Consider the following 13,075-nt stretch of genomic DNA (forward strand, 5'->3'; position numbering starts at 1 on the left):
CACGCCCTGAAGCATCCGCGCCATCTGGTCCGCGCCGCCGCCCGTCCCAGCCGGTACTATAAACTCAACCGTCTTCGTCGGCTCCCAGGCCAATGCGGCCACAGGCCCATAGGCCAAACCAGCCGCGGCCGCCGCTACCAGAAAACGGCCCGCAATACGCCCCTTGGTGCTATTCATAAGCGTCTCTCCCACCTGAACTCCGCATTATTGTTTCGCGTTTTAACGCGGAGCGGATTGTCCAATTTCGCGGCCGATGAAACCGGCAGCTGGCACTCAGTATATTGGCAGCGGCAAAGAAGGCAACATCTAGAGCGCCCAAATTATGAGCGTCCCAGAAAGCCAAGAACCTCATGGATTCAGAAGCTTAACGGAAGAGGCTGGCCTTGGTTTCAGCCCGCTTGGGTGCGGTGATCCGCCGCCCAAGCGGTGAAAATGGAGCAATTTCCCATTTTTGATCGTCGGCCGGATTCGAACCCTCAATCCCGGACCTTGAGCGCGATCTTGCCGATGTGCTGGCTCGACTCCATCAGCGCATGGGCGCCTGCCGCATCCTCGAACGGAAACACCTCGTAGATGCGAGGTTCGATCTTCCGGCTCGACAGCAGCGGCCAGACCTTTTCACGGAGCTGATCGGCGATCGCCTTCTTGTCGGCGACCGGACGTGACCGCAGCGTCGACGCCGTCAATGTCAGCCGCTTCAACATCACCGGGAAGAAGTTCAGCGTCACCTTCGGGCTCTGCAGGAAGGCGATGGACACGTGCCGGCCCTCGGTCGCCATGATCGAAACGGTCCGCGGAATGTAATCGCCGCCGACCATGTCGAGGACGACGTCGACGCCACGTCCGTTCGTCTCGGCCTTGATGACCTCGACGAAATCCTCGTCCTTGTAGTTGATCGCGCGGTCGGCGCCGAGCTCGACGCAGGCGGCGCATTTGTCGGCGCTGCCGGCCGTCGTGAACACCTTCGCGCCGAACGCCTTGGCGAGCGGGATCGCCGTCGTGCCGATACCCGACGAGCCGCCGTGGACGAGGAAGGTCTCGCCGGCCTTCAGGCGGCCGCGATCGAAGACATTGCTCCAGACGGTGAAGAAGGTCTCCGGAAGCACCGCGGCCTCGACCATGGACAGGCCTTCCGGGATCGGCAGGCACTGCTCCGCCGGGACCGTGGCGTACTGGGCATAGCCGCCGCCGGCCAGCAGGGCACAGACCTCGTCGCCGACCTTCCAGTCGGAGACGCCCTCGCCGAGCGCCGCAACCACACCCGCGACTTCGAGGCCGGGGATGTCGGATGCGCCGGGCGGCGGATCGTACTTACCCATGCGCTGCAGGACATCGGGACGGTTCACGCCGGCCGCATGGACCTCGATCAGGAGTTCGCCCTTGGCCGGAGCCGGCACCGGCCGCTCGGCGGGCTTCAGGGCTTCCGGACCGCCGGGAGCCGAAATCTCGATCGCGGTCATGGTGGTGGGCAGCGCCATAATCATCTCCGATGTGATGTCGGAGTGTCCGCTACAGGGATTTGGCGCGGATGGGAACCCGCTTCCGCTCCCTCATGTCTGGGCTTCACCCGGCAATCCAGCGGCAGCGCGCTGAATCGGCTTCTGGATGCCCGGGTCAAGCCCGGGCCTGAGAGAAGGACAGGTTGGTAGCAGGAGAATTCAATCGATCCTGACCATCGCCGTTGCGCTGCGCCCCTGCCCGTCGAGCACCGTCAGCCGGGTGAAGCCACGGCCGGGCGGCATCCACGACGACTCGCGGCGGCGCTGGCCCTGTACGATCGGGCGACCGTCCACCATCCAGGTGAAAGGCGGCGTGCCTCCGGCGGCCTTCAGTGCAAGCGGAGAGATGCCGGAGCCGCCGCCGAGATCGACCTTCACACCGTCCGCCGGATAGGCGATCGAGAGCGGGATATCTCCCGCCACGAGTTGGGGCAGGATCTCGCCGTGCGGCTGGAAACGGGCAAGCGCGGGCGGAAGCTCTTTCGGAATGAGGGTCGCCTCATAGGGCGCGGGCGGAAGCGGCTGCGGGCGCTGCTCGATCCGGCCGAAGGCATCGAACAGGATCGGCGCGGCGGAATTCCGACCAACAAGGCCGGGGCTCGGCGTTCCGTCGGGACGGCCGGTCCAGACCGCGACGACATAGCGGCCGTCGAAGCCGACGGCCCAGGCATCGCGGAAGCCGTAGGAGGTGCCGGTCTTGTAGGCGATGCGGCCGGGTTCGGCGCCGACCGGAGCCGGCGTTCCAAGCAGGATCTGTGCGATCTGCCAGGCCGCGACGGGATCGAGGAGGCGATGTCCCTCCCCGGCTTGAGGCTCGCGTTCGTAAAGCGGGACGACCTCGCCGCCACGCGCCAGACCGGTATAGAGCGTCGCGAGATCGAACAGGGTCGTGCCGACGCCGCCGAGGCCGATCGCGAGACCGGGAGCTTCGTTCAGGGGAAGTTTGAGATTGGCCCCGACGGCATGGATCCGAGCGGCAAGACGGGCCGGGCCGACCGCTTCCAGCACCGCGACGGCGGGCACATTGAGCGACATCTGCAGCGCCTGCTCGACATTGACCGTGCCCTTGTAATCCTCGCCGAAATTCTTCGGCGCATAGCGGCCGAAGCGGGTCGGACGGTCCTCGATGACCGTCTTCGGATGGGCGATGCCGTCTTCGAACGCCATGCCGTAGATGAAGGGCTTCAAGGTCGATCCGGGCGAGCGGACGGCGCGGGCCTGATCGACATGGCCGGCGCGGGTGCCGTCGAAATAATCGGCCGAGCCGACATGGGCGCGGACGGCGCCGGTAGCGTGCTCGACGACGAGGATCGCCATCGAATGGGCGGGGCCGAGATTGCGCGAGCGTTCCTTGGCGAGAAGCTCAAGCGCCGCCTGGGCGTCCCGGTCGATGGTCAGGCCGACGACGTTGTTCTGAGGCGTAGCGGCCTTGGCGGCGTCCTCGGAGGCGTGGGCGGCAAAAGCCGGGAAGGCGATGCGGCCTTGCGGAACGTCCTCGTCCTTTGCGTGCGCGATCTCCTCGCCAGTCAGCACGCCCTGCGACCCGAGCCTGTCTAGGACGCGATCACGCGCGGCGCGGGCGGATTTCGGATCGCGGTCCGGGCGGCGGGCTTCCGGGGATTGCGGCAGCGCGACGAGGAGCGCCGCCTCGCCGTTCGAGAGGCGCTGCGGCTCCTTGCCGAAATAGGCGAGCGAGGCCGCCCTCACCCCTTCGAGATTGCCGCCATAGGGCGCAAGGGTGAGGTAGAGGTCGAGGACGCGGTCCTTGCCGACCGCGCGTTCCAGCGCGACGGCGGAGCCTATCTCCTTGATCTTTCTGGTCAGGGTTCGCGAGCGGTCGGGTTCCAGCAGGCGCGCGGTCTGCATCGTCAGCGTCGAGCCGCCGGAGACGATGCGGCCGCTCTCCAGCGCCTGCCAGGCGGCGCGGACGAGGGCCATGGGATCGACGCCCCGATGGCCGCCGAACCGGCGATCCTCGTAAGCTCTTAGGAATTCGAGATATTTCGGATCGACTTCGGTCGCTTTCACCGGCAGCCGCCATAGGCCGTCCGGGGTTGTGAAGGGGCGGAGCAGCTTGCCGTTGCGGTCGACGACGAGGGTCGAATGGCTTTCGGCACGGGCGAGCGACGGCGGGTCGAAGGAGGCCAGCCAGACCGTTCCTGATGCGAACGCCAATGTGAACAGCGACATGAACGCAAGTGCACTTCGGCGCACTTTGTGCCCAAGGCGCCGTCGCGGCGGTTCGGCCGCGACGGTTTTTTCTTCGGGTTCGCGGTTTTGGTCGCTCACTTCGGCGCACCCACCTCGATCTTGCCGCTGGCCGTCCGGCCATAACGATCCGGACGGTACATGTCCTCGGCGGTCGCCGGACCTTGGACATAATGCCCGGGCGAGACGGCGCGGACCATATAGGCGGTGACCATCGGGTCGTCGGCCTGCTCGCCGCGCTCGAACGAGGCCACGAACTTGTCGTCGCGGAACTCAGTGTGGGTCGGCACCTCTTCCTGGTTCAGCCAGGAGAAGGTCGTGAGTTCCGCGGAGGAGACGAGACGCGGATTGTCGATCTCGAAGCCGGCCGGCAGGTGGTCGACGATCAGGATGCGGCCCGACTGGGCTTCCTTCTCGGTGACTTTGAGGGTGACGACCAGACGGGTGTTCTGGGCGATCTGGGCGGGATCGACCTCGGTGCCGTCGAGCTTGAAGTAGTGGCGCTCGATGGTCAGGCCGTGAGCTTCCTCGGCGGGAGCCTCGACCGGCGAGCCGCGGACGGTGATCGATGCCGAGATCTGGCCGTCGGAACCGTTCGAGACGGTGACCGGCTGCTTCAGTTCGTCGGCGCGGAGCGTCCGGTTATAGGCGCCCTTGTTCGGCTGGCCGTTGACGACGAGCGAGAGCTTGGAGGCCTCGACCTTCAGCGCCTGGCTGGCACGGAGCAGCCAGGCATTCTCCTGCGTCGACAGATGGCTCTTGTCGCCGCGCGCGGTCTCGACCTTTCGCGCCACCGCCGGGATGACCGACGCGACGGAGCTCTCGGCGGCGAGCGCGAGCACGCCGGCGGAGTCACGGAGACGGGTGCCGTAGTCGACGCGGGTCAGTTCGTCGATCTGCGGCTCCTTCAGCGCCTCGTCGGCGGCGGCGAAGACCTTGGTCGCGCGGGCCTGGTCGCCGGCGAAGGCGAGCGCCGCCGCGATCTGGGCGCGGGCAAGCGGCGAATTGATCTCCTGGATCTTGGATTCGCCGAGATAGCGCAGGTCGCCGATCATCGGACGGCCGTTGCGGGCCAGAACGTAATGGGCGTAGGCCGCCTCGTTCATTTCCTGATCGTCGTCCGGTTCGCCCCGGATCGCCAGAGTGTTGCGGATGCGGGTCAGCGCCTGCGACACGGCAAGCTCCGGCACCTGATAACCCTTCTCGCGGGCGCGGGTCAGGACGTCGGAGACGTAGGCGTCGAGCCATAGGTCGTCGTCGGACGGCGACCAGAGGCCGAAGCCGCCGGCCGAAGTCTGGCGCGACAGGATGCGCGCGATCATCTGCTGGGCACGGCCACGAGCGTCGTCGGCGAGCTTCACACCAAAATCATCGGCGAGGAGGATCGCGACGAGGCGGCTCGAAAGCTGCTCGGAGCACCCGTAGGGATAGGTTTCGAGCGCGCCGATGATGGAGGCCGGATCGAAGGTCGCGTTCGGACCGACGGCCAGCGAGATCGAGCCGGTGCCGGGAACGAAGTTCTTCAGCATGTCGGCCGAGACTGTCACGCTGCCGCTCTTCGGCGCGAGCTTCACCACCGTGCGGCTCGCCACCTCCGGATACGCCGGGCTGACATTGATGTCGAAGCTCTGACTGAGCGTCTGCCCGTCCGGCGTCTTCAGCGAGACGTCGATCGAGGAATGGCCGACGGCCGATGCCGTCAGCGGAACGTCGACCGCCAAGCGTTGTCCCTTGGTCAGTGCTAGCTTCTGGCCAGCGGTTCCGAGCTTCACTGCCCTGTCGGAGGTCGCGACCGTCAGTTCGTAATCGCCGGCGACACCCTCGACATTGTTGACGTCGAGGCGCAGGCGCGAGGCGTCGCCGAATGACAGGAAGCGCGGCAGCGAGCCCATCACCACCACCGGATCGGCGACGATGACGTCCTTCTCGGCATGGCCGAGCTTGCCCTTCGACCAGGCCATCGCCATCACGCGGATCTTGCCGTTGAAGGCAGGGAGATCGAGCGGAATCTCGGCATTGCCGTCGGCGCCGACCTTCACGATGCCTGAGAACAGAGCGAGCGGAGGCTGGGTCGGCGGTTCACCCATGCCGAGGCCCGAACCGTCGCCGCCGGTGCGAATCTTGCCGCGCGTCGCGCGCATGCCGTCGATGAGCTGGCTATAGAGATCGCGGACCTCCGCGCTCAGCTTGCGCTGGGCGAAGGCATCCTCATCCGGGGCCGGAGTCTTGAAATTGGTCAGGTTGAGGATGCCGACATCGACCGCCGCGACGATGAGGTTGGCCTCTTCGCCAGCCGCGATATTGGCGACCTTCACCGGGACGCGGAGCGTGCCGCGCGGCGCGGCCTTCGCGGGAGTCTGGAGAGCGACCGGCAGGACGTGCGGCGCCGGGTCGATGGTTGCATGCGCGACGCCGATGGCGCGGCCGGGCATGCGGCTCGCCTGGGCGTCGAGCGGACGGTAGACGAAGCCGAGCACATAGGCACCCGGACGCCAGTCCTCGGTGATGTCGAGCTCGACATTGTTCTCGCCCTGGACAACGTCCAGCGCGCGGGTCTGCAGCACATTGTTGGCGACGACCGCGACGGTTGCCTTGCCGGCAAAGCGTGCGTCGATGCGGAGCTTGGCCTTCTCGCCGGGCTGATACATCGGCTTGTCGAGCGCGATGTCGAGCGTGTCCGGGGTATCGGCGTCCTCATCCGAATACCAGCCTGAATCGAAGACGACGCTGGTGGCTGGGCCGGTGGCATCAGCGCTCGTCACGTCGAGGCGATAGCGGCCGTAATCCAGCTTGTGGGCGATCTTCGCCGGCTGGGCGGCGGCAACGTCGATCGTGCCGTCGCCGATCCGGCTCGCGGTGGTGACCGCCTCGTGCTGCCAGCCCGAACCTTCCGAATACCATTGATAGTCGGTACGCAAGCGCGACAGCTCCCATTTCAGGCCCTTGCCGTCGACCGGCTTGCCGTCTGCTCCGAGAAGGATGACCTCGAAATTCGCGGTCTCGCCTTCGCCGAGCGTGTCGAACAGCGGCTTCACGCCGATGCGCGGACGCGCGGAGTCGACCGGGAGCTTGAGGCTACGCTCAAGCGTGCGGCCGCCGGGCTCGCGCAGGCTGACCGAGATGCGGGCCTGGAGCGGCCGCTCGGTGTCGGGAAGCGTCGGGCGCGGAATGTCGACCGTCGCCTTACCCTGTTCGTCGGTGCGGGTCAGGCCATCGACCGGAACGCGGACCGGCGAGATTTCCTCGTCGGCGAGGCCGAACTTGTAGCCGGGGAAGCCGGGCAGATCGGAGCTCGTGGTCTGGATCGTGACTTCGCCTTCGAGCGCGAGATCGGCCGCCGGAGCGCCATAGAGCCAGCGTCCGTCGACGGCGAGCGGAAGGCCAGCTTCGGTGAAGGTCTTGGCTTCGGTCGCGACCGTCATTTCGAGCTTCTGCGGCATGTAGTCTTCGACGAGGAAGACCGCCTCACCGACAGGCGAGCCCTTCGGGTCTGCATAGGCTTCGACGCGCCAGGTGCCGGTGGTCGCGGTGTCGAGGATCGGCAGGTCGAGCGTGCGGCCGCCCGCGCCCTGATCGGCGACAACGATACGGCGGTCCTCGGCGCCGTCGGGGCGCTTGAGGATGAAGGTCAGCGGCATGGACGCGATGCCCATTCCGTCCTGGTCGCGCAGCAAAGTGGTCAAATGGACGGTTTCGCCGGGGCGGTAGACGCCGCGCTCGGTATAGACCAGCGCATCGAGCGGGCCCGGAGGCTGGCGGCCGTCGACGCCGCGATCCGACAGGTCATAGCCGGGCTGGTTGACCAGCAGGAAGCCGTAATCGCCCTTGGACGAGGCAGTGATGAAGGCAGGTGCGAGACCGCCCTCGCCCTTCGCTAGACCTGCATCGAAGCGGACATAGCCCGCTCTGTCGGACTTCGCGGTGGCCAGCACCTCATTGTTGCGGGCGACGAGCTTAACCTCCGCATCGGCGATCGGATCGGCCGAGGCGAGCGAACGGACGAAGGCGTGGATGCCGTCGCCGGCCGACAGTTCCGAAAGCCCGATATCGGAAACGACGAACCATTGCGTCGCCCGGTTCTCGTAATCCTCGTCCGGCTTGTCCGGGTTCCTGGCGACCATAACGTAGACGCCCGGTTCAAGCGTCTTGACGGTCTCGTCGATCGGGAAAGCGGTCGTAACTTCCTCGTTGAGCTTGCGCGAGACGTCGATCTGACCGGCGAATATCTCAGCGCCGGCATCCTGCTTGAGCTTGGCGATCTGATCGCCATCGAGCTGCTGCTGGAAATCGCCGTCGGTGATCTGCGGGCCAAGGCCGCGATCGCCGACGCGATAGATCTCGACACCGACGCGATCGAGATTGACCGAGACGAACGGGATGCCCTGCTGGCCGGTGCGCGGCAGAACGTAATTGCGGCCGGTGAAGCGGACCATCGGGTCGCGGTCGCGGACATAGACCGAGATCTCGTGGGGCTCCATCGTGTCCTCGCCGACAGAGGACGGCACGCCGGCGCGCACGGTGACGTTATAGGTCTCGCCGTGCTTCAGGCCGTCGATGCAGATCTGGTCGCCGGACCCCGTGACGGCCGGCTTCTCGATGCCCGAGACGGAGACGAAGGGCGCGTAGTCGATGCGGCCGCGCGGCAGATATTCGGAGAATTCGATGCAGGCGCGCGGCGAGGTCGCGTCCGATTCGACGTTGTAGTCGGTGACGCGGAAGCCGTGCTCGCGGCGCATCTCGGTATAGGCGTCGCGCACGTCCTGGCGGTCATCGAGACGCAAGCTCTCGGCATAGGCGTTGAGGCCCGGACGCCATTCGGAGCGGCGGCCATAGGCGTCGGCGAGGACGGCGAGCGCTCGGGCCTCAGACTTCGCGTCCTTCGACAGCATGTATGCCTGATAGGCGGCCGACTTGGCGCGGCGCGGGAACTCGTATTTCTCGTCGTCGCGCGGATCGATCTTGAGCAGCGAGACCGCATAGTTGCGCCAGGCCTGCTCGCTCGACGGATCGGCGGCGATGGCGGCGCCGAAAGCGGCGGCCGCGGCACGCCAGTCTTCCTTCTTCACTGCGGCGATGCCGTCCTTGATCCAGTCGGCGGCAGGCCGGTTGGCGGTCGAGACGTTGCCGGTGATCTGTCGCTCCAGCCTGGCCGCCTCCTGCGACATGCTCAGGAACTCGAAGGGTTTGGCATTCGCGACCGAGGCCAAGCCGATAAGGGCGAGTGCGGAGGCGGCGAAGAGGATGCGGCGCAGAAACGTCATGACTGCTCCCTAGGGGGTGTTGCTCGGTCCGGCGCCGCCCGCTCTTTCGGCAGGGGTCGCCTTGTTGGGCGGGAGCCTTAGACGAGCTTGATTTCACCCGTGTTTCGCCAACATTGCGTGCGGCGATCATGTCGCGAGAATGGCGAAAGGTTTCGGTTGCGGCTGTCCGCGCACCCCTCTATATGAGCCATCCACTGGCGACGGAGTGTAGCGCAGCCTGGTAGCGCACCACGTTCGGGACGTGGGGGTCGCAGGTTCAAATCCTGCCACTCCGACCAGCTGGTCTAGAGGGGGATGCCCGAGTCCCCCACCTACCTCTCTCCAGAATCAGCAACGATAGCCGCCGTCGTGGCCTCGGCGATACGCAGCGCTAGGCGACGGCGGAGGCGAGATTGTAGCCGTCGAGGCCGTGCCATGGGCGAGTTTCCTTGCGGCTCGCAACCGGAACCGCCGTCTTCTCGCGGCTCACGTCCGCGACATGATCGGCGATATAGGCTGCATCGCGCCCGACGCCGACGAAGCGGCCAGAACCCCATGTGTAGAGCCACGGCAGGCCCACGACGTACAGGCCCGGCTCCGGCGTGATGCCGCGCTCGTGCTTCGGGTAATTGTTCTCGAACACCGGCAGATCGACCCACGACCAATCGGAGGTGAAGCCGGTCGCCCAGACGATCGAGGTGATGCCGGCCTGAACCGAATCGAAGCTCTCGGCTCCGATCTCCGGCTGCCAGACCGGCCTGTAGTGCGCCTGCCCGGGCGCCTCGATGCCCTGACTTTCGATGTGCTTGTCGATCATCGTGCAGATGCCGTTGTAGACGGCGTCGGCGGCGTCGAGATTCTTCGTGAGGTCGTCGCCGAAAACTAGGCGGCCGTCTTCCAGACCCAGCAGTCGGCCGTGCAGAATCATGCCCTCCAGCGCGAACCTGCGCAGATCGATGTCGCGCCCGCCGTCGCGGCCGGTGAGATAATGATTGGCCTTGCCTCGCACGCCATCCTTCAGCGGGTGCTTGTCGACCGGCAGATCGTATTGGCCGAGATCGTCGAGCCAGTCGACCGCATCGCGGCCGCGATAGACGCGGGGGCAGCGAGGTGCGCTGCCGACGACGAGATGAACCTTGCGGCCGGCGAGATGCAGGTCCTCGGCGATCTGGCAGCCCGACTGGCCGGACCCGACGACCATGACCGCGCCCTCAGGCAACTGGCCGGGATTGCGGTATTCGGATGAATGGATCTGTTTGATCGAGGCAGACAGATCGTTAGCGAGCGCTGGAATCTTCGGCTTGTGATAGGCGCTGACGGCGAGCACAACCTGATCTGCGGTGACGGTGCCCTCCTGCGTCTCGACGCGGTAGCCGGAACCGTTCCTCGATAGCTTTTTGACGGCGACGCCCTCGCGGACCGGCGCATCGATCTTTTTCGCATAGTCCTCGATGTAGGAGACGATCTCGTCCTTCGGCATGAAGCCGTGCGGCTCCTTGCCGGGATAATGGTGGCCGGGCAGCCGGCATTGCCAGTTCGGCGTGACGAGGCAGAACGCGTCCCAGCGCTGGGTGCGCCATGAATGGGCGATGCGGTTCTTCTCGAAGATCACATGACTGACGGCGCGCTCCTTCAGTTCGTGGCTCATCGCAAGCCCGGCCTGACCGCCGCCGATCACGACGACGGGCCAATGTTCGGTCGCTCTCATAGCGTCCTCCTCATTCTTCGAAATTGCAGATGGTGACCCGGGCGTCCGGCTGGTTCGCGAAGGCCTTGCCGGTCGTCTCGATGCGGGCAAGTTGGTCCATCGCCGCCGAGCAGGCGAAGCCGTATTTCGCCCGGACGCGCTCGCTCGCGATCTCCAGCGCCTCGCGCGACTTGGCGAGGAAGTCGCCGAGCGGCACGGTCTGCCCCTCGGCGAAATAGTCCTTGATAACGAGCGAGGGCGAATAGCAGAGCTCCTCGCTGGCGTCCGGCCAGCGGACGCGAAAGCGCATTTCAGGCATTGGCGAACTCCAGAAGGCCGGCATAGACGGCCAGATGCTTCTCAGCGGTGCGGCTCCAGTCGTGCCGCGCGGCAACCTCGTGGCCCTTCGCGATCAGCCGCCCGCGCATCGGCACGGAAAGCGTGAGCGCGGTGGCATCGGCGATCGAGGAAGGGCTGGCCGGATCGCACCAGGCGACGTCGTCCGGGCCGAGGTATTCGGTGAAGGGCGCGATGCTCGACGTGACGACCGGAACGCCGCTGGCCATCGCCTCGAGCACGCAGAGGCCGAAGCCTTCCTTGAGCGATGGGAACAGAAGAGTCGTCGCAATGCGATAAAGCGCCGGCATGTCCTCGTCGGCGATCCTGCCGGCGAGGATCACGGCATCCCGCGGCAGGCCGGATGCCGATAGCGCGGTGTCGAAGGCCTTCCTGTAGGCCTCGTGGTCGAGCAGCGAGACACCGCCGGCAATGACGAGCTGCGCGCCCGGATAGAGGCTGTGCACTTGCCGGAATGCTTCCAGAATTCCGAGCGCATTCTTGCGCTCCTCGACCCCGCCGATCGACAGGAACACCGGCCCGCCGCGAAGGCCGAGCTTCGCCCTGAGCGCGTCTTCGCGGCCGTCGTAATCCGGAACGTAGCGGAGCGTATCGACGCCGTTGCCGACCACGGTCGAGTCGAGGCCCCAGTCGAAGGCCAATGTCTCACGCCAGAATTCGCTGACCACGACATGCCGGTCGGCCTCCCGGATCGCCCGTGCCTGAAGGACGGTAACGCGCGGGTCGGCGAAGGTATCGATGTGGTGGACGGTGCGAACGAAGTTCGGGATCAGCCCGCGCGCCTTCAGCGAGGCGAGAGCATTGCCCGAAATACCGTCCTGCGCATGAAAGATGTCGAAGCGACGGTTATCGGCATGCTCGAAATAGCGGAGATAGTCGGCGACACGGGTCTCGACCATGGACGCCGTGTCGTGGGCGTCGACGGCCGAGGCCGGGACGCTGACCGTCTCCGCGAGAGTCGGGCGGAAGAACCCCCTGCCCGCCTGATCGGGTGCATGGACCGTCACGTGATTGCCCAGCCGGACCAGCGCGTCGGCCAGGCCGAGCGTATGCACCACACCGCCGCGCGGATTGGTGGAATGCGCGAGAAGCGCAATGCGGAGACCGCTCATGTCAGCGCCCCGGTCGAGGCGCAGCCGATCAAGGGCGAGGTCGAGAAGTCCCAGATCGTCTCGGTGTCGGCGCCGTCGGTGACGTCGACCCTGGTGCCGGGACGGAAGGCGCCGATATCGGCGGCGGCGATGCCGCGCTTGCGGAAGCGGTCGAGCACCTTGCCGACATTGGGCGGCGAGACCGACAGCAGATAGCCGAAGCTCGGGAACGAGCGCAGCCAGCGGTCGAGCGACACGCCCTCCGGCTTCGGCACCGCATTGACGTCGATCCGGACGCCGACCTTGGAGCATTCGGCGAGCATCGCGGCGGTGCCGACCACGCCGCCCTGGCTGATATCCTTCGCCGCGACCGACAGTCCAGCCTCCGCGATCTCGGGCAGGATGCAGAGATCGCCCTGCAGCCGTTCGGGCGCGGCGCGGGTCGCGGCTTCCCAGTTGAGGAACGGCTCGCGATAGCGGCCGCGCAGGTCGACGGCGGCGATCAGCCGATCGTCCGGCGAGGCGTCGAAGCTCGTCAGCAACCTCCGCGCCCGGCCGAGAACCGCGACGGAAAGCTGGCCGCGATCGGTCTTCAGATTGCTGTGCCCACCGACGATCGGAATGCCATAGGCCTCGCTCGCCCCGCGCAGGCCTCGCAGCACCGGGTCGGCCGCATCCGCGCCGTCGGCCCAGATCGCGTTGACGACCGCGATCGGCCGTCCGCCCATCGCCGCCACGTCGGAGAGATTGACCATCACCCCGCACCAGCCGGCGAACCACGGATCGCCCTTCACGAACTCGTTCATGAAGCCTTCGATGGCGAGCAGCAGGAAGCCGTCATGGTCCGGGATCGCCGCGCAATCATCGCCCACCGCGATGACCGAGGAACCGGACAGGCCAAGCCGGTCGGCGACCGCCGCAATGTCCGCCTTCGCATGCATACCGCGATCGGCGCGAAGCACATCGGCGAGCTGGGCGAGACCGGCGCTCATC

7 protein-coding genes, 1 tRNA gene and 1 pseudogene are annotated in these 13,075 nt (G+C 66.4%); 1 reads left to right on the forward strand and 8 read right to left on the reverse strand.

Going from position 1 to position 13,075, the window contains the following annotated elements; all coding sequences use genetic code 11:
• From ACFPFW_RS03865 to ACFPFW_RS03880, 4 genes and pseudogenes are all read right to left on the reverse strand, one after another.
• A pseudogene (locus tag ACFPFW_RS03865) lies at positions 1–177 on the reverse strand (tripartite tricarboxylate transporter substrate binding protein); the annotation flags it as partial.
• A gap of 299 nt (positions 178–476) precedes the next feature.
• Positions 477–1,484, reverse strand: a complete 1,008-nt coding sequence (locus ACFPFW_RS03870) for an NAD(P)H-quinone oxidoreductase (protein WP_114957227.1) — start codon at positions 1,482–1,484, stop codon at positions 477–479.
• Between the two features lie 174 nt (positions 1,485–1,658).
• Positions 1,659–3,689, reverse strand: coding sequence for a penicillin-binding protein 1C (pbpC, locus tag ACFPFW_RS03875; RefSeq protein ID WP_114957226.1), 2,031 nt, complete (start codon positions 3,687–3,689; stop codon positions 1,659–1,661).
• Positions 3,690–3,784: 95 nt separating this feature from the next.
• Positions 3,785–8,968, reverse strand: a complete 5,184-nt coding sequence (locus tag ACFPFW_RS03880; RefSeq protein WP_114957225.1) for an alpha-2-macroglobulin family protein — start codon at positions 8,966–8,968, stop codon at positions 3,785–3,787.
• 201 nt (positions 8,969–9,169) lie between these two features.
• Between ACFPFW_RS03880 and ACFPFW_RS03885 the strand changes: the two genes are divergently transcribed.
• A tRNA-Pro gene (locus ACFPFW_RS03885) sits at positions 9,170–9,246 on the forward strand.
• Between the two features lie 92 nt (positions 9,247–9,338).
• Here the strand turns inward: ACFPFW_RS03885 and ACFPFW_RS03890 are convergent.
• From ACFPFW_RS03890 to ACFPFW_RS03905, 4 genes are read right to left on the reverse strand one after another with little or no spacing between them, the layout of a single operon-like run.
• Positions 9,339–10,655 carry an MSMEG_0569 family flavin-dependent oxidoreductase gene (locus ACFPFW_RS03890; RefSeq protein ID WP_114957224.1) on the reverse strand — a complete coding sequence of 439 codons (1,317 nt, stop codon included), beginning with the start codon at positions 10,653–10,655 and terminating at the stop codon, positions 9,339–9,341.
• 10 nt (positions 10,656–10,665) lie between these two features.
• Complete coding sequence (locus ACFPFW_RS03895) at positions 10,666–10,953, reverse strand: MSMEG_0570 family nitrogen starvation response protein (protein ID WP_114957223.1); 288 nt, start codon at positions 10,951–10,953, stop codon at positions 10,666–10,668.
• Positions 10,946–12,103 (reverse strand): MSMEG_0565 family glycosyltransferase, encoded by a 1,158-nt coding sequence (locus ACFPFW_RS03900; protein ID WP_114957222.1) that lies wholly within the window; start codon positions 12,101–12,103, stop codon positions 10,946–10,948. Before ACFPFW_RS03900 ends, ACFPFW_RS03895 begins: the two co-directional genes overlap by 8 nt.
• Positions 12,100–13,074, reverse strand: coding sequence for a sll0787 family AIR synthase-like protein (locus ACFPFW_RS03905; RefSeq protein ID WP_114957221.1), 975 nt, complete (start codon positions 13,072–13,074; stop codon positions 12,100–12,102). Before ACFPFW_RS03905 ends, ACFPFW_RS03900 begins: the two co-directional genes overlap by 4 nt.
• Between the last annotated feature and the right edge of the window lies 1 nt (position 13,075).

Origin of the sequence: Flaviflagellibacter deserti (genome assembly GCF_042652085.1) — a bacterium.
GTDB classification, from domain to species: domain Bacteria; phylum Pseudomonadota; class Alphaproteobacteria; order Rhizobiales; family Methylopilaceae; genus Flaviflagellibacter; species Flaviflagellibacter deserti.

What these genes read in the sequence shown, in the direction of transcription:
- ACFPFW_RS03870 (WP_114957227.1), bottom strand. Translation starts at nt 1,484, where the DNA reads ATGATTATGGCGCTGCCCACCACCATGACCGCGATCGAGATTTCGGCT.
- ACFPFW_RS03890 (WP_114957224.1), bottom strand. Translation starts at nt 10,655, where the DNA reads ATGAGAGCGACCGAACATTGGCCCGTCGTCGTGATCGGCGGCGGTCAG.
- ACFPFW_RS03900 (WP_114957222.1), bottom strand. Translation starts at nt 12,103, where the DNA reads ATGAGCGGTCTCCGCATTGCGCTTCTCGCGCATTCCACCAATCCGCGC.
- ACFPFW_RS03880 (WP_114957225.1), bottom strand. Translation starts at nt 8,968, where the DNA reads ATGACGTTTCTGCGCCGCATCCTCTTCGCCGCCTCCGCACTCGCCCTT.
- ACFPFW_RS03905 (WP_114957221.1), bottom strand. Translation starts at nt 13,074, where the DNA reads ATGAGCGCCGGTCTCGCCCAGCTCGCCGATGTGCTTCGCGCCGATCGC.
- ACFPFW_RS03895 (WP_114957223.1), bottom strand. Translation starts at nt 10,953, where the DNA reads ATGCCTGAAATGCGCTTTCGCGTCCGCTGGCCGGACGCCAGCGAGGAG.
- pbpC (WP_114957226.1), bottom strand. Translation starts at nt 3,689, where the DNA reads ATGTCGCTGTTCACATTGGCGTTCGCATCAGGAACGGTCTGGCTGGCC.